This is a genomic window from Mycobacterium sp. (assembly GCF_035274705.1).
In the GTDB taxonomy this organism is placed as follows: domain Bacteria; phylum Actinomycetota; class Actinomycetes; order Mycobacteriales; family Mycobacteriaceae; genus Mycobacterium.
The window spans coordinates 40,842-60,760 of record NZ_DATENY010000117.1 but is presented as its reverse complement, the minus strand read 5'-3'; the positions used below and the strand labels follow the sequence as shown (position 1 = coordinate 60,760).

General features: G+C 64.2%; 18 protein-coding genes and 1 pseudogene. 7 read left to right on the top strand and 12 right to left on the bottom strand.

Annotated elements, in window-relative coordinates:
• Nucleotides 1-187: 187 nt before the first annotated feature.
• Both VJV41_RS24790 and VJV41_RS24785 read right to left on the bottom strand, forming a co-directional pair.
• On the bottom strand, nt 188-1,693 hold the full coding sequence (locus VJV41_RS24790) for an NAD(P)/FAD-dependent oxidoreductase (protein ID WP_325338235.1): 1,506 nt from the start codon (nt 1,691-1,693) through the stop codon (nt 188-190).
• Nucleotides 1,694-1,703: 10 nt separating this feature from the next.
• Nucleotides 1,704-3,185 (bottom strand): NAD(P)/FAD-dependent oxidoreductase, encoded by a 1,482-nt coding sequence (locus VJV41_RS24785; protein ID WP_325338233.1) that lies wholly within the window; start codon nt 3,183-3,185, stop codon nt 1,704-1,706.
• A gap of 91 nt (nt 3,186-3,276) precedes the next feature.
• Here VJV41_RS24785 and VJV41_RS24780 point away from each other — a divergent pair, with 91 nt between their 5' ends.
• Complete coding sequence (locus tag VJV41_RS24780) at nt 3,277-4,626, top strand: flavin monoamine oxidase family protein (RefSeq protein WP_325338232.1); 1,350 nt, start codon at nt 3,277-3,279, stop codon at nt 4,624-4,626.
• On the opposite strand, the gene VJV41_RS24775 is transcribed toward VJV41_RS24780, so the two are convergent.
• Complete coding sequence (locus VJV41_RS24775; protein ID WP_325338230.1) at nt 4,623-5,585, bottom strand: alpha/beta hydrolase; 963 nt, start codon at nt 5,583-5,585, stop codon at nt 4,623-4,625. The genes VJV41_RS24780 and VJV41_RS24775 overlap by 4 nt on opposite strands.
• A gap of 100 nt (nt 5,586-5,685) precedes the next feature.
• Here VJV41_RS24775 and VJV41_RS24770 point away from each other — a divergent pair, with 100 nt between their 5' ends.
• Nucleotides 5,686-6,657 (top strand): NADPH:quinone oxidoreductase family protein, encoded by a 972-nt coding sequence (locus VJV41_RS24770; RefSeq protein WP_325338228.1) that lies wholly within the window; start codon nt 5,686-5,688, stop codon nt 6,655-6,657.
• On the opposite strand, the gene VJV41_RS24765 is transcribed toward VJV41_RS24770, so the two are convergent.
• The 3 genes from VJV41_RS24765 to VJV41_RS24755 all read right to left on the bottom strand — a co-directional run bounded on the left by VJV41_RS24765 (nt 6,658) and on the right by VJV41_RS24755 (nt 9,446).
• Nucleotides 6,658-7,410 carry an alpha/beta hydrolase family protein gene (locus VJV41_RS24765; protein ID WP_325338226.1) on the bottom strand — a complete coding sequence of 251 codons (753 nt, stop codon included), beginning with the start codon at nt 7,408-7,410 and terminating at the stop codon, nt 6,658-6,660.
• A gap of 77 nt (nt 7,411-7,487) precedes the next feature.
• On the bottom strand, nt 7,488-7,685 hold the full coding sequence (locus VJV41_RS24760; RefSeq protein ID WP_325338224.1) for a hypothetical protein: 198 nt from the start codon (nt 7,683-7,685) through the stop codon (nt 7,488-7,490).
• A gap of 114 nt (nt 7,686-7,799) precedes the next feature.
• A complete protein-coding gene (locus tag VJV41_RS24755; protein WP_325338222.1) occupies nt 7,800-9,446 on the bottom strand; it encodes a CocE/NonD family hydrolase in 1,647 nt (548 codons plus the stop codon).
• A gap of 247 nt (nt 9,447-9,693) precedes the next feature.
• On the opposite strand from VJV41_RS24755, the gene VJV41_RS24750 reads away from it, so the two are divergent.
• Nucleotides 9,694-10,098: a hypothetical protein gene (locus VJV41_RS24750; protein WP_325338220.1), complete on the top strand. Its 405-nt coding sequence runs from the start codon at nt 9,694-9,696 to the stop codon at nt 10,096-10,098.
• Nucleotides 10,099-10,153: 55 nt separating this feature from the next.
• Nucleotides 10,154-10,285, top strand: a complete 132-nt coding sequence (locus VJV41_RS24745; protein ID WP_325338218.1) for a hypothetical protein — start codon at nt 10,154-10,156, stop codon at nt 10,283-10,285.
• A gap of 33 nt (nt 10,286-10,318) precedes the next feature.
• Here VJV41_RS24745 and VJV41_RS29015 read toward each other — a convergent pair.
• Nucleotides 10,319-10,462 (bottom strand): annotated as a pseudogene (locus VJV41_RS29015) (hypothetical protein); the annotation flags it as partial.
• Nucleotides 10,463-10,647: 185 nt separating this feature from the next.
• Here VJV41_RS29015 and VJV41_RS24740 point away from each other — a divergent pair.
• Entirely contained in the window at nt 10,648-10,944 is a 297-nt protein-coding gene (locus VJV41_RS24740) for a hypothetical protein (RefSeq protein WP_325338216.1), read from the top strand.
• A gap of 111 nt (nt 10,945-11,055) precedes the next feature.
• Here VJV41_RS24740 and VJV41_RS24735 read toward each other — a convergent pair whose 3' ends face one another.
• The 4 genes from VJV41_RS24735 to VJV41_RS24720 form a co-directional block, all read right to left on the bottom strand.
• On the bottom strand, nt 11,056-12,342 hold the full coding sequence (locus VJV41_RS24735; RefSeq protein WP_325338214.1) for a hypothetical protein: 1,287 nt from the start codon (nt 12,340-12,342) through the stop codon (nt 11,056-11,058).
• A 549-nt stretch (nt 12,343-12,891) separates the two neighbouring features.
• On the bottom strand, nt 12,892-15,501 hold the full coding sequence (locus VJV41_RS24730) for a helix-turn-helix transcriptional regulator (protein WP_325338213.1): 2,610 nt from the start codon (nt 15,499-15,501) through the stop codon (nt 12,892-12,894).
• A 22-nt stretch (nt 15,502-15,523) separates the two neighbouring features.
• Nucleotides 15,524-15,727 carry a hypothetical protein gene (locus VJV41_RS24725; protein ID WP_325338211.1) on the bottom strand — a complete coding sequence of 68 codons (204 nt, stop codon included), beginning with the start codon at nt 15,725-15,727 and terminating at the stop codon, nt 15,524-15,526.
• Between the two features lie 307 nt (nt 15,728-16,034).
• A complete protein-coding gene (locus VJV41_RS24720) occupies nt 16,035-16,433 on the bottom strand; it encodes a hypothetical protein (protein WP_325338209.1) in 399 nt (132 codons plus the stop codon).
• A gap of 214 nt (nt 16,434-16,647) precedes the next feature.
• Between VJV41_RS24720 and VJV41_RS24715 the strand changes: the two genes are divergently transcribed.
• Nucleotides 16,648-18,801 (top strand): Ig-like domain-containing protein, encoded by a 2,154-nt coding sequence (locus VJV41_RS24715; RefSeq protein WP_325338207.1) that lies wholly within the window; start codon nt 16,648-16,650, stop codon nt 18,799-18,801.
• Between the two features lie 59 nt (nt 18,802-18,860).
• The gene (locus tag VJV41_RS24710; RefSeq protein WP_325338205.1) at nt 18,861-19,082 is read left to right on the top strand and encodes a hypothetical protein; all 222 of its coding nucleotides are present in this window, start codon (nt 18,861-18,863) and stop codon (nt 19,080-19,082) included.
• 91 nt (nt 19,083-19,173) lie between these two features.
• Here the strand turns inward: VJV41_RS24710 and VJV41_RS24705 are convergent, their stop codons facing one another.
• On the bottom strand, nt 19,174-19,320 hold the full coding sequence (locus VJV41_RS24705) for a helix-turn-helix transcriptional regulator (protein ID WP_325338203.1): 147 nt from the start codon (nt 19,318-19,320) through the stop codon (nt 19,174-19,176).
• Nucleotides 19,321-19,919 lie beyond the last annotated feature (599 nt).

The following is a 19,919-nucleotide window of genomic DNA, read 5'->3' as shown; positions in this document are numbered from 1 at the left end:
TCACGCTGGGCCACACCCATCGCATCGAGCAGCTCACCATCCGCCAAACCTTCGAACACATGTTTGATTATCCCGAAACCAAACGCCTCCCCGCCACCACCAACCGCCAACCTGTGAATGAAAACGCGACTGGGGATAACTCAGCTCGCCGCGAACAGCGCAATCGCGACGAGGCAGCGGAACCGGTTCAAGACGACGTTTGCGTTATCGGCGTCGCGACTGCTCGCAATGACGCTACGGGCGTCGCAGGCGCGCGACCGAACACCATCGAATCGTCGATGGACTCAAACGGCCGGCCGATCACGTCGCGCATGAAATTGTGGGTCAGTGCCCATGGCCTGCGGGTGCCCGACTTCGGCAGTGCGTCCGGTGATCGCAGGACATAACCCGCCGACAGATTCAACGCCGGCTGCTCGCCCATCCGGCCCTTGCCGAGATGCGGATACGCATGCGTATAGCCGTGGGAGTCCATGTACGCCAAGAGCTTCGCCACCGAGCGCGCCGTCAAGTCCGCCCCCAGCGTCCACGAGGCGTTCGTGTACCCAATGCACCACGCCGCGTTGGGAACGTCCTCCAGCAGATGCCGTCGATAGATGAACCGGTCGTGCGCGGAGATCTTCTTTCCGTCGATGCTGACGGTAATGCCGCCCAACCCCTGAAGCTGAAGGCCCGTCGCGGTGATGATCACGTCGGCGTCCAGACGCCTGCCGGACTTCAGCACGATCCCTGCGGCGTCCATGTGGTCGACATGGTCGGTCACCACCTCGACATCACCATCGTTGATCGCCTTGTACAGGTCGGCCCCGACGATGATGCACAGCCGCTGATCCCACGGGTTATACGGCGGCGTGAAATGCGTTTCGATGTCGTAGCCCGCGGGCAGGTTGCGTTCGGCGACGCGGCGAAGCAGGCGCTTGCTGAACTCTGGCGCCTTGCGGGCGACCGCCCATATCAGCGACCCGGCGAACGCGTTGCGCCACCGCACAACCCAGTGCGCGACCCGCAGCGGCAACAGCTTGTGCGTCAGGATGGCCGTCGGCTCCACCTTGGCCGCCGACAACATGTATGACGGCGTGCGCTGCAGCATGGTCACGTGTGCGGCCGTGTCGGTCAGCGAGGGGATCATGCTGACCGCGGTAGCGCCGCTGCCGATGACGACAAGTCGCTTCCCGGTGTAGTCGAAGTCCTCGGGCCAGTGCTGCGGATGTACCACCTCGCCCTTGAAATCCTCGATACCGGGAAACGTTGGCGCGTAAGGCTCGTCGTAGTTGTAGTACCCGGTGCCGAAGAACAGGAACCGGGTCCGATAAGTCCTCAAAACACCGTCCTGCTCGGTGTGCACAGTCCATGTGTCGGATCTCGAATCCCAGTCGACTGAGCGGACGTGGGTGTTGAATCGAATATGCTCGTCGATGCCGTGCTTGTGTGCCGTGTCGGCGAGGTACTGCCAGATGTGTTCACCGTCGGCGATCATCTCCGGCCGTGTCCACGGTTCCCAGGGGAAGCACAGCGTGAAAATGTCGCTGTCCGAACGGATCCCGGGATAGCGGAACAGATCCCACGTCCCGCCGAGCCGCGCACGCCGCTCGAGAATCGTGTACGACAGATGCGGGTTCTTCTCACGGATGCGGTATGCGGCGCCGATGCCCGATATCCCTGCGCCGATGATCAGCACGTCATTGAACTCGGACATCGCCAACCTCCTACGCGGACTTCGCCGCCCCCGCCTGAGCCCGGCCGAACACCATCGACTCCTCGATGCGGTCGAATCGATGATCGATCGTGTCGAGCACATAGTTGTGCCGAACGTTCCACGGCCGGTGCGTACCCGACTTCGGCAGCACATGTGCGGCGCGCTGGACATAGCCGGCATTGATGTTCCACGCCGGCTTCTCCGGCATCGGGACGTCCCCGAGGTGCGGATAGGCGTGCGTGTAGCCGTGAGAGTCCATGTAGGCCAGTAGTTTTGCTACCGAACGGGCAGTGAGATCGGCTCGCAATGTCCACGATGCATTGATGTAGCCGACGCACCACGCCAGGTTCGGCACGTCCTCGAGCATGTGTTCCTTATATACGAACCTGTCCTGCGGCTTGACCTCTGCGCCGTCGATGCTGACCGCAACGCCGCCGAGCGCCTGCAGCTGTAGGCCGGTGGCGGTGATGATGACGTCGGCGTCGAGGTGCTGGCCCGAGCGCAGCACGATTCCGGTGGTATCGACGTGGTCGATGGCGTCGGTGACGACGTCGACACGTCCGTCGCCGACCGCGGTATAGAGGTCGTTGTGGAGGATCAGGCACAGCCGCTGATCCCACGGGTCGTAGCGCGGCTTGAAGTGGACGTCGACCGGATAGCCTTCGGGCAGGCTCTTTTTCGCCATCGCTCGGATCAACCACCGGCTGAACTTGGGCGCCTTGCGCGCGACCACGTACGTCATCACGGTGAAGAACGTGTTGTACCAGCGCACGACACGGTTAGCAGGCTTCACCGGCAACACTTTTCGGATCGCCTGCACCACCGGGTGGATCCGCGGCATCGACAACATGTAGGTCGGTGAGCGCTGCAGCATGGTGACGCGCCCCGCCTTTTCGCTGAGCGACGGGATCATGCTGACCGCGGTTGCGCCGCTGCCGATCACCACAACACGCTTGCCGGCGTAGTCGAAGTCCTCGGGCCAGTGCTGCGGGTGCACCACCTCACCGGAGAACTGTTCGATGCCCGGGAATTCGGGCTTGTAGGGCTCGTCGTAGTTGTAGTAGCCGGTGCCGAAGAACACGAACCGGCCGCGGTACGTCTTGGGCACACCGTCCTGTTCGGTCTCGACGGTCCAGCTGTCGGTCGTCGAATCCCAATCCGCCGAGACCACGAGGGTGTTGAACCGAATGTGCTCACCGATGCCGTGCTTGCGGGCGGTCTCGGTGAGGTATTCGCGGATATCGTCGCCGTCGGCCACGTTCTCGGGCCGCCGCCACGGCTCAAACGGAAAGCTCAGCGTGAAGATGTCGCTGTCGGACCGGATGCCCGGATACCGGAACAGGTCCCACGTGCCGCCGATCCGGGCACGCCGCTCCAGCACCGTGTAGGTCAGGTTCGGGTTCTTCTCGTGGATCCGGTAGGCGGCGCCGATCCCGGAGATTCCCGCGCCGATGATCAGGACGTCGGAGTATTCGGCCTGCTCAAGACTCACGAAGAACCTCCCTTGGTCCGCCTGGGTACCACGATAGGGCGCGGCGATTACGCGCGTCGATGATCCGCGCCAATCGTGAGAGCCTGGTGGTGTGACCATCCCAGCCAATGCCGACGTCGTCGTGGTGGGCGCTGGATTCGCGGGGCTGTCGGCAGCTCGCGATCTGGTGCGGCTCGGCTACGACGTCGTTGTCCTCGAGGGCCGCGATCGCGTCGGGGGCCGGTCATCGACGACGACGATCGCCGGCACACCGATCGACCTCGGCGGCACATTCGTCGGCCCCACCCAGGACGCCGTCATCGCCCTGGCCAAAGAACTGGGCTGCCAGACCGTCCGAACCCATAACCGCGGCAAGAACCTGATCCGCTGGCGCGGCCGGGTCCGCGCGTACCGCAGCACGATCCCGCGGCTGTCCATCATCGAACTGGTCGACGTGTCCCGCATCCAGTGGCGATTCGAACGTGTCTGCCGGCGGGTTCCGGTCGACGAGCCGTGGACGTCGTCGATCGCCGACAAACTAGATTCCAAGACCCTCCAGGACTGGCTGCTTTACGTGCATGCGAGCGCGGGGGCCCGCGACCTGATGGCGATCATGGCCCGGGTGACATGGGGTTGCGAGCCCGAAGAAGTGTCGATGCTGCACGCGGTGCGCTACATCAAGGCCGCGGGCGGACTCGGTCGGATGCTCGACGTCGAGGGCGGCGCGCAGCAGGAGCGCTTTCCCGGGGGCACCCAACAGATCGCGCTGCAAATGGCCGACGACCTCGGCCCCCGCGTAGTGCTCAACGCGGTCGTGCACAGCATCGAACGACGTACCGACGGCACGCTGAGCGTCGGCTCCGACAAAGGCAACGTGGCTGCCAAGGCCGTCGTCGTCGCGATTCCGCCCGAGCACAGGAGCGGCCTCACGTTCGATCCGGCTCTTCCTCCGGAGTACGAAAAGCTTGCGCAACATTGGCCACAAGGTTCCTTGAGCAAGGCGTACGCCGCGTACGAGACGCCGTTCTGGCGAGCCAATGGCTGCTCGGGTGAGGCGCTTTCTGACGAGGGCCCGGTGTTCATCACGTTCGACGTCAGCCCAAGCGACGACGGCCCCGGAATCCTGCTGGGGTTCACCGACGCGCGATCGTTTGATCCATTGTCCGCCGAGCAGCGCCGCAAGCGCGCCCTGGATGGGTTCTCGGCGTTATTCGGCGATGCCGCCGCGAGCCCGATTGATTATGTCGACCATTGTTGGGGCACAGAGGAATTCGCCCCCGGCGGGCCGACGGCCGCCGTGCCGCCTGGGTCGTGGACGACCTACGGGCCGTGGCTGCGCAAGCCCGTCGACCACATCTTCTGGGCGGGCACCGAAACCGCCGACGAATGGACCGGTTTTCTCGACGGCGCGGTGCGGTCGGGCAAGCGTGCGGCCGACGAGGTACATCGGGCGCTGTCTTAGGCCGACTGCTCCTGGTTGACCGTCTCGATGAGTAGGCGCAGGTGTTTGTTGACCTCGTCGGGGCGCTCGACGATCGCGCAGTGACCGCCGGTCAGCTCGACGAATTGCGCGAGGTTCGGCGCCATCTTCGCGATACGTCGCGAGGACACCATCGGCAGCAGCCGGTCCTTCTCGCTGCCGATCACCAGGGTCGGCACGGTCAGATTGTCCAGCCCGATGTGCTCGGGCCCGAGCGCGTCGACGAGGGTGCGAGCCCAGCCGCCGCGGCCTGCGGGCGGCGTCGAGGTGAACAGCTCGTGGATGAAGTCCACGACCGACGGGTCGGCGTCGTGGCCGACGGCGATCATCGACACGAAGCGTCGGCTCGGCCGGTCCACGGCGCGCAGCAGCGGCGCCGCGCCGAATGTCTTCAGCAGGGTTCCCGCGGCTAGGACGCGGACGTCGGCCAGGGGCCCCGGCATGGGCAGTAACCGCACATGGCGCAGCAGGTCGCCGGTGGTGGTGTTGATCAGCGCGACGGCGTCGGCGCGCTGCGGCACGCGCTCGGGATGGCGCTCGGCCCACGAGGTGATCGCGATGCCGCCCATCGAGTGGCCGGCGATGACCGCCTTTTCGCCCGGCTTGAGTGTCGCTTCGAGGACGGAATCGAGATCGGCCGCGAGGTGGTCGAGACTGTAGGCGTGACGCCGCACGGGAACGGCGCTGCGGCCGTGGCCACGATGGTCGAACGCAATGACGCGGTAATCCTTGGAGAGGTCGGCTATCTGGTGTTTCCACACGCGGATCGCGCAGGTGATGCCGTGTGCTAGGACGATCGGATACCCGTCTTTCGGCCCGAAGACCTCGGTGTGCAGACGGATACCGTCTCTAGAGCGAACGGGAACGGCGCGCCCCTTTGGCATCGCCTCGGCCGCGGCGAATCGTTTGGCTCTCGGGCCGTTGGCCTGACCACCTGCCATGGGGTGCTCCTGTCGGATGCGGCAACGCTGCCGTTAACACCCAGTTTATCGGTCGGTAACCGCCTGCCGTTGCACATACTGCGGCGGGTTAAATGATGCGATGCGCGCGATACAGATAGCCCGGCTTGACGGTCCGCAGGCGGCCGAGGTCGTCGAGATCGACGAGCCGGATGGCGAGGGCCTGGTCGTTATCGATGTGCACGCGGCGGGTGTGGCGTTTCCCGACGCGCTGCAGTCGCGTGGGCTCTATCAGTACAAGCCGGAGATGCCCTACAGCCCGGGCGGGGAGCTTGCGGGCGTGGTGCGGAGCGCCCCGGCAGGCGCGCACGTTGCTGCGGGTGATCGGGTCTGTGGACTGACGATGCTGTGCGGGGCGATGCAGGAAGTCGTTGCGCTGCAACCGGATCGGGTGTTCAAGCTGCCGGACTCGGTGTCGTTCGAGGCGGGCGCAGGGCTGTTGTTCAACGACCTGACGATGCATCACGCGTTGCGGACACGGGGCCGGCTGGCTCCCGGTGAGACCGTGCTGGTGCACGGCGCGGCGGGCGGCATCGGCACGTCGACGCTGCGGCTGGCGCCGGCGTGGGGCGCGTCGCGGGTGATCGCGGTGGTGAGCACGTTCGAGAAGGGTGAGGTGGCCAAGGCGGCCGGCGCGACGGACGTGGTGCTGGCCGACGGCTTCAAGGATGCGGTCAAGGACCTGACGGACGGCCGCGGCGTGGACATCGTCGTCGATCCGGTGGGCGGCGACCGGTTCACGGATTCGCTGCGGTCACTGGCGCCTGGTGGGCGGCTGCTGGTGATCGGGTTCACCGGTGGGGAGATCCCGACGATCAAGGTGAACCGGTTGCTGCTGAACAACGTCGACGCGGTGGGCGTGGGCTGGGGCGCATGGGCGCTGTCGCATCCGGGATATCTGCTGGAGCAATGGGCGGAGCTGGAGCCGCTGCTGGCGTCGGGGCGTGTCTCAGCGCCGGAGCCGGTGGTCTATCCGCTGGAGCGCGCGGGCGATGCAATTGCGTCGCTGGAGGATCGGACGGCCAAGGGCAAGGTCGTCGTCAAGCTGCGGTAGTCACAGGTAGGGGTCGGCCCAGGCGCTGATGATCCGGGCCGCGCGTGCCGCCTGATTCTTCTCGGTGAGCAGATGGTCGGCGCCTTCGAGCGAGACGAAGCTGCGGGGATGCCTTGCGGCACGGAAGATTTCGCTGGCGTTGGCGATGCCGACGGTGTTGTCGGTGGGTGAATGCATGACGAGCAGCGCGCGTTTGAGTGTGCGGATGCGCTCGTGAAGGTCAGCGTTGCGTACGTCTTCGATGAAGTGGCGCTTGAGCGTTAGAGCCTTGCCGCCGATGAGGAATGGCGCCTCTCCCTCTTTCTCGATGCGCTCGCAGAGGGCGTCGAAGGTGTGCTCGACGTGGGCGGGTTCGTAGGGCGCGCCGACGCTGGCCACCGCCTGTACGGTCGGACATTCGTGGGCGGCGGCGATGACGGCCGAGCCGCCGAAGGAGTGGCCGACGAGTAGGTGTACCTCGCGGCCTTCTTTGTTCATGTATTCGACGGCGCGGACAGTGTCGGCGACTTTGTGGGAGAAGGAGCCGTCGCCCCAGTCGCCTTCGGAGTCGCCAAGGCCGAGGTTGTCGAAGCGAAGCATGCCGATGCCCTCGCTGGCGAGCTGCTTGCAGATCCGGCTCGCGGCGGGGCTGTCCTTCCCGAGCGTGAAGCCGTGGGCGAAGACGCCCCAGCCGCGCACTTCGCCTTCGGGCAGGTCGATGATGCCCGCCAAGGCGGGGCCGCTGGTACTCGGAAACCTGACACGCTCACCCACGCGCGTCATCCTGTCACTGATTGGCGGATGCGTTGTCGTCCGCGTGCGCCGCAGTCGTATCAGAGGCCGCCGGACTGTCATGGTCCGTTAAGCCCGATTTGTCCACGGCAGGCGTGTCCGCCGCTGGGACGGCGCGGATGGAAGGGCGCGATGTTGAACGCTTGCAAGGCAGCGGTCTGAAAGACCTGCGTGTAGATGCTGATCGGGTCCGCGACGAGCTGCACGTCCTGTTCGCGGATCGGTGGTGCCTCGTCGGGTATTGCGATCGGACTCACGGCATCACACTGGCTCCGACCAGCGCTATACCTGCGTTGAAACACGACGTCACTGATGCGTGCATGTCGACGCTCCCCCTTGCCCTGGCGTAGACAAGGCGAAGAACATAACGCTTACGTCAATTCTTTGGCGTGTATCGGGAGGATCACACGCGAGATACCCCCGCTGCCATGGGCGACCGTGTGCGTCGAACGGACCATCTCACTCGCGGTGTGCGCGGGATCCGCGGTGCCGAGATTCCGGGCGAAACGGGGATGTGAGCCGCCGGCGACTAAAAGGCGGATTCGGGTGCCGGCTTGGAAACGGTGCGCGATTCCGTCGAGTTCGATGTGTAGTTGCTGCTCTGTGTGTCCTTGACCGAGCCGGACGTAGCCGTCGCTGACATTGCGGGAGCGTCCCTTGGCATCGACCTCACTGAGCCTGACGAACACGTCGGCGTGGGGAATGTCGGTCGTGTGGGCGAGTTCGACGCGCGGATAGCCGATCACATCGAGGTCGTGGGCAAGGACGGGTCCGGTGAAGGCGAGGACATCGTGGCGTTGGGCGAGCCGGCTGTCGTTGCGGTATCCGGCTGACAGCGATAGCAGGCGGCCGCCGACGGTCGGTGTCGGGTCGGCAGGGTCGTACACGAAGGTTGACGGTTGCGCGTCTGGTGGCGGAGGCCGGTCGACGAGCTTCGAATTCGGTTGCAGGTAAAGGGTTTTCTCTTTTGCTGCCGGCGGCCAGGTGTCAAGTACGCGCCACTCCCCTGCCCCGGTGAGGAAGATCCGAACGGGCGCCGCTCTGTTCGATGGCTGAGCGGCGAGGTGGTGATTGAGCCAGTCGAGGGATTCGCGGGCGGTCAGGCCGGCGGCGTTGAGCCCAACTTGGCCGTGAGTCCAGGGCCCGACGGTGAGGGCGACGTTGGTACCGCGGTCGCGCAGCAGGCGGTACTGGTGGAGCGTCTGATTGAGGAAGACGTCTTGCCAGCCGGTGATCAGGAGGATGGGCACGTCGATGCGGTCGAGTGCGCCATGGAGACGGACGGGCTGCCAATAGTCGGCGGCCATGTCGGGGTTGGCGACCCAGTCTTGGTACCACTGGGCTTGCTCGCCGAGCAGGGCGCGCCCGGCCGTGCCGAGGGGCAGATCGTGCATGGCCGGGCCGACGCGCCACCTCGCGGTGGCCATGCTCAGCAGGGTCCTCCAACGGCCGTCTTCCTGATGGGCGACGGTGTCGCTCCAACCGAGGAAATCGTTCAAGGCGAAAGAGCCTGAGCCCCAAACGGCTTCGCTCAGGTCATGAGGGCCAACAATGATGACGGCGGCCGCGAGCTCGGGCGGCGGATCGTGGAGCAGGGCCCATTGGGTGAAGCCGAGGTAGGAGGCGCCGAGAGTGGCGAATCGTCCTGTGAACCAGGGCTGTTGGCGAAGCCAGGAGACGGTGTCGACGCCGTCATCGATCTCGTGGCGGCCGGGGTTGAACTCACCGCCGGAGCCGAAAGTGCCACGGGCGCTTTGCATCACGACGTGGTAACCGCGTGCGGCATAAACCCGGCCCGTGAAGAGGCCGGGAATGCCGCCGCGGCCGTAGGGTCCGCGGAACAGAATCGTGCCGACAGGTGTGGACGTCGTCGGGGCGTAATGGTCGGCGAGGAGTTGGACACCGTCACGCATGGGAACCGGGATGTCGTGGCGCACGGCGTAGTCGGTGGTCGGCGGCGGCAGCCGCAACAGGCGCGTGGCAGCGCGGTCAGACCATTGCTGCAGTTGCGCTGTCAAGCTCTCCCCAATGGCGAAACGGCTTTTGCGAGAAAGTGTCGTCGACTCCCGCCAGGGTAAACGACGGATTGACGCGGGGATCTTCTGCGAAGTTGGCCGTCGCTCGACTGCTTGAGTTCGTACGATCGCTGACGTGTCGGCAGCAAACACGACAGCTAGTTGTTGTGATCGGTAGCTGATCGGATGTTGGAGAACTTCCAGCACGACGACGCCACCGAGGCGCCGCGCAGAACCCAGAGGCGCGAGCATGAACCCTTTGTCAGACGGCGAGTCGCTACTGGACCACCAGGCTGCAACGGTGGCAGCATCCGTGCTCTCCGAACCGGTCGAAGCTGCCGCGCCGTGTCAGCAGTTGACGCGTGACATGCAGCGGAAGGCCTCGGGCTTCGGCGGAATCGCCCGCGGCGTGATGCGCTTCAACGACGCGGTTGGGCGGGCGACGCCCGGAACCATGGGCCAGATGTCGAGACAGATGGAGACGGCGGGGCTGCCGAACCGCTTCATCCTCGCGGTGACGCGTAGCCACGTCCACGCGCTTGACGAAAAGCGAGAGGGCGACGATCTCGTCGCCGGAGGCGTGCTCAAATCCTGGGACCGCGCAGGGTTTCAAGCACGCCGTGGCAACGACCGCTCGAACGCCTTCCGAGGCTGATATCCCGAAAATGGCTGCGCAGGCAGGACGACCAAGAAGCACTCGGAGAGACTTAATGACTTTGCTCCGGGCGTCCGCCGCACATCAGGTGTGGTCCATCGCAGCCACCGCATCTGCGGCGCGGCAGCAGAAGCCCCAAGTAGTCCTCACCGAGTTCGAGATCGCGGCCAGAGAAGCCCGCAACTAGTAGCGGATGCTCGGCGAAAATGCGTGACAGCCAGGCTCTCACAAGAGGTGGCACACCCCGCGCTTTTTGGCTGGCGAGGTCCACCAGTGAGCTTGTCGCGCTGACTGATCCATGGATCTTTATCAGGCGGCAAGTATGTGCTGACAGTGGGACCGGGCGAAGATCTGGCGTGACGATGTCGATATCGATCGGGATGCCGTTGCCTTCGAATGCACGCTCTATGAGCGTGTCGAATTCGTCGTAATGATTGCAGCGAGCCGACCCTCTGAGGCAAGTCCCGCGAGGCTGTCATGGCTTGGGCTAGGCACCGAACCGTCAAGACGCGCCACGAGATCGACCCATCGCGAGCCTGCGAAGGCGCTGTGTACAACTTCACTGAACAGAGTGACGTCGATATCGTCGAGAGTGATTCGCTTGAGGGCCGCTACAAGCGGCAGGTCGAGGGGATTGCTTGCGATGGGGGCGCTACGGATACCGTCGAGTACGGCCTTGTTGAAATGCCACCAGTCAGGATGGTCGCTCGGCGGCACCGCAGAAATGCCTGCTCCGGCAAGGACGACCAAGCGCCGATCGCCCCACACGGGGGCCGCTGGGGCATGGGCCCCAGACTAGATGCCGAGCGTCGTTCGGGCGTGGTGGTTGAGCATTACCGCAATTAGGCCGAATGGGTTATGTACAACTTCGCTGCGCGCCGAGCCGGCGGTCTCTTCAATCCGTCCCAGCGGCTAAGTTGTTGCGCGGGCTAGAGACTGGCCCACTACTCGGGGCCTTCATTTCCGCTTGTAAAGCGGAGCATCCTTGACGCACTCGGCAGCCTTTTCCGGGTCAAGTTCGAACGAGGAGATGCAAACCCGCGGGTCGAGCCCGTCCTTTTGCACCTCACTAATCCATTTGCTCGGCTTCGTCTGGCCGAGGCGAGAGACAAGATTACGCCCCGGTTTTGTGTGCGGGAGACCGCCGCCGGCGACTGCGATACCGCCAGCGATTGCCAAACCCGCCAGGCCCGCTGGCAAGAATGCGGTAAATGCGCCGATTGCAGCTCCAACACCTACCGCCGCGAATGCAAGGTCGACAGCAGTCTTCGCCTTCTCCTCCTGGCCAAACATTGCTGCGAGACTCTTCGAGTAGGCCTTCGCGCTGGCCTTCATCTCCTTATCCGTGATTCCCGTGCCGCTGTAGTACTTGTCCAAATCTTCCCGAAACTTTGACTTGGCCTCCGCCGCCGGGCTACTCCGACTCGCGACGTCGGCTAGACGTTTCCAGTCCGTACGGATGCCTTTGCCGGCAACCTCCACGTTGGGGACGAAGACCCGAACCTCGTCCGGTCGGGATTCGATAGGCGCGTTGCCGACCGGACGATTCAAGTCATCCAAGAACCGGCTAGCCCGCGTCTGCACGCTCGTCGGGTGGTTCTTGTCGTTCAGATTGCAGCCCCACGCGTACTGGTATGCCTCGTTAGCCGCCGCCATCAGACTCGCCTTCTTCTCCTGCGACAACTGCCCCTGATTGTGGAGACTGTCAGCCGTGTTCTCCCAAGCAGTGCGTGATGTCACGGAATTTCCGAGAGCCTCCTTGAAGCGTGTCAGCTCCTCATCCTCGTTGTTAGCTTCAATGAGCTCTTCCAGCACACGACTCGAAAGCTTGCCATAAATGAAATCAGTTTTATGTGCCGGCCAAGAGCGTGACCAGTTCGCATCGAGCGAGTTCAGGTGCTTAGACCAATTCTGGAGGGCACCCTCATACTGCTCCGTGTAAAAGGAACTCGCGAGAAGTGTTTGTGCAGTTGTGATTTTGTCCTCTGCCATGTACGCACAAAGCCCAGGGAGGTCGCCCCCGTTGCGCGATGCGATCATGATGAACTCGCTCTTGAACAAGCTCCGAAACGGGCTTTCGTCCGGGCGCAGGATGGCCTGTTGTATCGCAGGATTCAGCAGGACGTGCCCGTCGTTGATGATTATCCGATCACCCATGAGGACTGCACGAATCAGGTGATCGTTGAGCTCATCGAGCGTCTGGATCGTCAGTCCGTCTTTATTTCGTATGGCGAAGTCGTCCACAAGCCCGCAGTAGGCGTACCGTGCATTCACCATCGAAGCGTAACGCGAACGGCCATTCTTATTGCCCGAGTTACTGCTGCCGGCTGCCCAAGTTACTGCTGCCGGTCGAATCGCAATTGACCGCCCTCGCCATCGACGCCCTCGCGTTGCACTTCACGCCGAAGACCAATTTCGCCAGGTAGGCAGGATCCCCATTGCCGTTGTAGCACCCTGCGAAACATCGTCGAGACGCCTACAGGATCATCTGAATTTCGTCCGATATTTCAACTGAGATTCTTGACAAAGCTCGATTTGAAAACCTGTATCGTCGCCGCGCGCGCTGCCGGCAGCGAGTGTTCGTGCCATCCCAAACGCGCACGTCAGTGCCCGTCAACCTTCTCGACCGCCAAAGTCGCAGCGATAGGACGGTGTTTCGCGGAGTTTGGTTCCCAAATATGTTCCCAATCCGATCGGCCGTCAGGAAGCTGCCGAATCGCCGCGCCCGCGGAGCCGAGTTTGTTCATCCACTTGGGCACCGCTGCGCGCGCCGCCGAGCCGAGCAGCCGGAATCTATCGAGGGGCGTCGACCTCGTCGAATTGCCTTACCAGTGCCGACAATTCGGAGCGCGACGAGATGCCGACCTTCGTGCTGGCCTGGTAGACGTGACCTTCGACCGTGCGGACCGACAACGACAATGCCTCTGCGATCTCCTTGTTCGATAGCCCGTGTGACAGCAGGCGGGTGATCTCGTGCTCGCGTCGCGTGAACGGCAGCGGCAGTTTCGCCGCGGAAAGTGCAGGGCTCACCGCTCCCCCGCTCTGTTTGGCAAGCAACTGCGCCCGGCCACTCGAGGTAAGCGCACTTCCGCGATGCCCGTCGCGGCGGTGCAGAGTGGCCGCCTGGGCCGCGGCGTCGGCGGCGGCCAACACGTCGCCCATTGCCTCGAAGTCACGCGACGCCGCATCCAGACCGGCGGCGTCGGCGCTAGCCAGGGCCCGCGCGTAGCGAGCCGACAGCGGCGCCCGGGGTCCCTCCACTTGCGTGGCCAATTCAGCAAGGCGGTCGGCGCCGTCAGCGTCGCCGAACTGAACCGCCGTCTGCAGGCACAACACCTCTCGCGCCGGCTGGCCGTGAGTACGCGCGAATTCAGCGGCGCGAGCACATATATCGCGTGCTTCGGAAACACGGCCCTGCACCGCACTCACCCAGGCAGTGGCCAACAGATAGGTGGATTCGAGATACCTCCATGTCGGGTGTCGGCTGATCGCCGTCGATGCCGCGACGGCGGCGCCGACGTCGCCGGATCGGGCAAGGGCCTCGATCTGCGGAATCCTGATCCGGTAGAACACACCACCGCTGTCACCCGAATCGCCGAAACCATCACTCGCCGAACGCAAGTACCGCAATGAGGCGTTCAGATCACCACTGCCGATCGAGGTTATCCCCAGCGCTGCAAAGGCCATCCACTGCGACATGCCGGGGAAGTCTGCGCACCGCTGAAACTCACGCTTTGCGACCGTGACCGCATCGTCCACGTAACCCGCGGCCAGCAGAGCGTATGCGTGGAATTCTGCCAAGCCGGTGCCGTGAATCGCATCGTGCGGCGATTCGGCTTGCACCCTGTACCCGGCCGAAGCACTACGCGTGGCCTCCTGGGCAAGACCTAAGTCGCCGAGTGCGATGGTCTCGACGGTGTGGCCTACCACCCGACCGACGTCGTCCAATCGGTCGTAGTCGACCGCCGCCATCGCCTGGAGCGCCGCCGCCGGTTCGGCTGCCATCACGTGTCCGATGGCGCGGAACGTCCGCAGCGAGTTGTTGCGGTCCTCATCGCCGGATGTCATCGCGGCTTCGATGAGAGTCACCGCTTCGTCGGCTTTCTGAAGTGGCCACATAAGCACTGCCGCGCGCAGGATCACGCCATTGAGGAAGCCGGGCACCGCCAACTCGTCCGAGTCGAGGGTGTCGAGGATTTCCTGGGCTGCCTCTGCCTTTTCTTGAAGGAAGAGGATGTGCGTCAGAAGAAGTTTCGCCTCTGGGCTTGGCTGCGCAGCGATAGCCTCCCGGCACAGACGCTCGGCGAGGCGAAGATCGAGCCGCGCCGCGGCCACTCTCGCGGCCCGCGACAGCACTGCCGCATCGGGTGACAGATCCGACTCCAGCCACAGCAGTCCGAGCCGAAGCGGGTCGCCGACGTCAGCTTGCGCCATCGCGGTCGCGACCCGTCCGCGCAGCCGGCGCAGCCGCATCGGACCGCAACGACTCAAGCGGATCTCGCTATATAAGGGATGGCCGACACAGACCGCGTCGCCGGTGGAAGCCACGTTGACGAGTTCACGTTGTTCGGCCGCCTCGATCGCCTGTGGATCGGCCAGCGTCATCAAGAGCTCGCGGCCGATGGGCTCGGCGATGGCGACGAGGTCGACGACGTCGCGCACTTCGTCGGGCACCGCACCGATCTCCTGCTCGACGAGTTCGACCAGCGACGGCGACGCCGAATACGTCCCCTTCCAACGCCATTCGCCGTCCACCCTGGCCAATCTGCCCGTCTCACGTTCATGGTGGACGAGGTGCTGCAGGAAAAGCACATTGCCGCGGCTCAATCTCCACATGCGCTGCGCGCAGCCGACGGCCAGCGGCCCGTCGAGGACGGTCGTCAACAGGTGATCGGATTCGTTGCGCGACAACGGTTGCAATTCCAGCCGCCGCAGCAGGCCGTCCTTCCAGAGCGCAGTCACCGCATCAGGCGCGGGCTCACCGGTGCGGATCGTCACGATGACGCTGGCCATGTCCTGCAACACCAGTTGGTGCACAACCAGAGCGGACAAGTCGTCAAGAAGATGCGCATCGTCGACGACAACCAACAACGGAGCGCCTCCACTGCCGGCTGCCAGTTCGACCAGCACCTTGCGGGCCAGCGCCAATGGCGACGTGTCGCTGTCATCGGCCCACCGGGCGAACGCGCCCAGCGGGACGTGGCGTCCGGTGGCGGTCCCGGCGACGCGGCGCACCACCCATCCCGCCTGTGCGACCACGTCGGCCGCCGCGCGCGCCAGCCGGGTCTTACCGACGCCCGACAGCCCAGCGAGGACCATTCCCTTACGCTCGTCGCCGGCGAGCGCCTCACGGATGACGCGAAGCTCCTCCGCACGGCCCGTCAGCGGCCACCGCTCCAGCACGCAGCAAATTCTAGCGAGACAGTTAATTATTCGGGCTAGGCTTTCCCAACGCTGAGTCCAGTTTTCTCCTGGCCAAATCGAGAAAAGTCGACAGGCATTCCGGTTCGATGTCGAGGTACGTGCAGATCACGTCGTCAGCGACGCCGGCATCGGCCAGGCGCAGGGCCAATGAATGGGATTCCGGCAGGCTGCGCAACGCCGCCTCGTACTCGCATTCGGCACTCATATGGCTACGACCAACGCCAGACCTTCGGGCCGTCGAGTGCGGACATCGCGATCCCCCCTCTGCATCGATTGCCTTGGGGTGTCGACGCTGACACACGCGGGGGCTACCGCACCGGGTAGCCGTCTACCTGGATTCCGTGAACCGGCCGCACCCGACTACTTGGGTTTGACCCGTTACCTTCCTGACTTTGATGACGATTCGCTGGATTCGTTAATTTGCCTGTCCGCTGCGTCGGTTTCGCCAATAACCTGCGGTTGTTCTTTGGCAGGTGCGTACCGCCGACCGACAGGAGGATGGCGATGACGAGCTATGGGATGTATGTGGGCCGCGTCGGGGCATTAGCGGTCGCGTTGGGTGTGGGGATGGCGGTCGCGACGAGTCCTGGCGTGGCGTGGGCGACTCCAGACGCCGGCACCGACGCCAACAGCGCGACGGGTTCGGCTGATTCGACCGCTTCGGGTAGCACCGCCAACGCGACCGGCACCGCGACAGAGCCGACATCGTCGACAACTTCAGGCAGCACCGCGACCACGACCACGGGCACCGCGACGGCGTCAACAACCACGGGCAGCACGACAAGTACGTCATCGGCGCCGAGTTCGACCCCATCGACCGCTGCGGACACGGAACCGCCCAGCGGCACCACAGAAACCAGCTCGGTCGTCGGCGATGGTGTAGTGGTGCGCAGTTCCGGAGGGGCGCACACCTCCACTGGCACAACGCCGCCGACTCAGGCGACGGCGGCCACCCCGACGCTGACGGCACCGACGACTGCTCCCGCACGCCAACAACTCTGGTCGGTCACACCGACGACCGAAGCGAAACCCACTGTTACACAAAGCTTATCGCCAAAGATCAGCACATTATTATCGCCCGGCGTCGATACCAATCAGATCGATCCGCAGCCAACAACGCTTCGGGTGAGCACGTTCGCAGCTGCGGCGCCAGCGCCGGTCCCAGCGCCACCGGACCCGATCAAAGCGTTTCTCGCGTTGCCGGCCGCCATCATCAACACGGCCGCCAATGTGGTCAAGACGGTGTTGGCGTCGTTCGCCGCGCCGACACCCGGCGCCCCTGCGGATCCCCCGCTGTTATGGGCTGTGCTGGCCGTGGTGCGCCGCGAGTTCTTCAACCAGACCCCGGAGGTCAACTACACGGCCTCCAAGCCAGATGCGTTGGGCAACATCACGATCAGCCTCGATCAAACCGACGCTGACGGGGACACACTGGACTACACGGCGACCAACGGCGACAAGGGTACCGTCGCGCTCAATGCCGACGGGCACAGCTTCACCTACACACCGACCGCCGGCCAAACCGGAACTGACACCGTCACTATCACCGCCAGCGACGCGCGCATGGCCTACATCCACGGCCTGCCGGGCCTGCTCAACGCGCTGAGCTTCGGGCTGCTCGGCGACGCCGGGCAGACCGCGACCGCCAACGTCACCGTCACACTCAACACCCCGCCCACGCTGACTCTCACGCCCAGCGGGCCCAATCAGAGCACTGGCGCGGTGACGGTGACCGCGGTGGCCGTCGACGCCGATGGCGACCCGCTCAGTTTCACGATCACCCCGCCGGCAGGTGGCAGCGGCACCGTGGGCACTGCGACGCTGATCGACGGGGCCACCGGCACCTATGCGATCGTCTACACGCCGAGTGAGCAGGTACGCCACACCGCCTCGGCCGACAACGCCGCACCACAGACCGACAGTTTCACCGTCACGATCAGCGACGGCCACGGTGCGACGGTCACCAAGACCGCCGATGTCGCCATCGCCCCAGGCAACGCCGCGCCGCAATTCTCGACGGTCAGCTCGTCCACCGATACGGACGCAATAGTCACCGGCACAATCGTTTTCACCGACAGTGACAGTGATTCGTTGACCTATTCCGGCAGTGTGACCACTTCCAAGGGCAGCGCGGTGGTCCATTCCGACGGCAGCTTTAGCTACACCCCCTCCTCGGGCGAGCGCTATGTCGCGGCCGCGATCGACGGTGCCGACACCGACACGTTCACGATCACAGTTACCGACGGCCATGGCGGCATCGGCACCCACGCCGTCACCGTGACCATCACCCCGGCCACGGTGCCATCGAATCCCAGCCCGGACGACGTCGCGTCTGACCCGCAAACCGCGCTGTCGGTGGCGCAGTCGATCGTGATGGCGGACTCTGCCGCATTGACGACAGCCAGGGCAACCCTCACGAGTACATTGCTGCCACGTTTGACGGCGGGCCAGCAGGCTCAGCAGGACCAGCTCATCGCTCAGGCACAACTGTTGCTGCAGGCCGCCAGTCAAGCAAACGCACAAGCCATCACCGACCTCAATGTGGGCATAGTCAGCTCAGCCGTCAGCACCTTCGGTCTTACAGATGGAGACCTGTCGGCGCTCAAAGCACAAGGTGCCGCGATCACTGCGAGCCAGACGGGCCTGTGGCAGTCGCTCGTCACTTCGGCCGAGGCCAGGGCGCGCATTGCCGCCCAGTCGGCCAGCGCGCCCGTCTTCGACAGGATCGAGTACACCGTCGGCGCAGACCTCAGCATCACCGGTCGGGTGTACTTCGTCGACAACAATGGCGAGTCGTTGACCTACCACGGCGTCGGCGACACCGTAAACCCTTGGTTCGACCAGTCCGGATCTGGCGCATTTTTCATCCCCGCACCCACGGCATCGGACTACACCCGCACCCTCACCTTCCTCGTGCAGGCCAACGACACGAGCGGCAACGTCACCAGAACCCAAGTCACGCTTGACCGTTCAACACGGACAGTGCCGCCGGCGGACACGCCAAGAGATCAGCTCCTCGCCGCCTTCGCCTCAATTGGCCAGGGTCTCGGCTCCACCGCAAGCGCGGGGTTTTCGTCGATGGACGGCATTTCGCAGCAACTCGACGCACTCAGGGCGCAACGAGCGGCGACGACAAACGAGTCGATTCTCCAGCAACTCGACGACCAAATCGCGGAGCAGATTCAACTGCTGACCAACGTTCAGACGCAATTGCTGACGACCCTCGATCAGATACAGACGTCACAGACCGCCGCCATTGCCCGGATCACTCAAGTCTGATAGCAATACCGATGAACCCGCGACGTGACGTTCACGCAGGTGTAACAAGCAAATTGTGGGTGATCATCGATGAACCTGAGTCCTTTTCGAAACCTGGCAGCCCGACGGGTGGCGAACGGGCGATCGGTATCACGCTGAGCGTCCTGCTACACGGCAGGACCGGCTCGCCGCTCACGTGGGTTTTTACAGGCGAGGGCGGACCCCACGGATTGGAGATCAGCAGCGAGACGGCATGGCTGCTCATCGACGCCGCGAAGGTATTGCTCGACGAATTGCACTGAGCCGGATTCGGATTCGTACGCCGGGCGATGGGCGTCCTAGGCGACGGTCGAACCGACCGCAACGAGTCCAACTCATGGGCGAGCATCGGCGCTACTGCAATTGCGCAACCACATCAACGAGCGTCGTGCCGAGCGCCTCGGCGACGTGGCGCAGTTCGACCACGTCCAGCCGCCGCTCCCCCGACTCGTACTTGCTGACAAACGATTGCGACATGTCCAGCCGCTCGGCGATCTGCACCTGGGTCAGTCCGGCCCTCCCGGCGCAAGCGACGCACCAGCGCGCACAGCTGCTGGTACTCGGCCGAGTAGATGGACTTCGCCACCCATCAACCGCACCTTGCGAGGTCGAACTCGACTACGGCGACTGCGCAATCGAACGGGTCAGCGTCCTCGACCTGATCGCGAGCAGCCGATCGACACGGGTCGAGACCACGCCTGAGTCGGTGCCCGGCAAGTCGGTGCGAATGTCCTTCGACGGATGGGTCTTCCCGCGAAGCGGGGTGGGATTTGTGTGGATCACCGACTCCAACACTTCAGCTGCGCATCCACGCAGTGTCCACCGCTGAAATGCTGTCGCGACCATGCGATGACGGACGGGCAAGGATCGCCGATCGGTAAAATTGGCGCTTTAGAGCTCTCAACATCGCCTTTGCGCTGCAAAGTCCTTTCGAATGTCGGCTAACTCCTACGATTCAGCAATGCGGCCACCCTTCGAGCCGTATGGCTTGACGCGCATTTGCCTTGAAAGATCAAAAATCCCGCAACCAGATGGATGAGGGACAGCCACAACCGTACCGCGTCAACTGACTCGCAAAGGGGTCCCGAAGGCCGTCGACA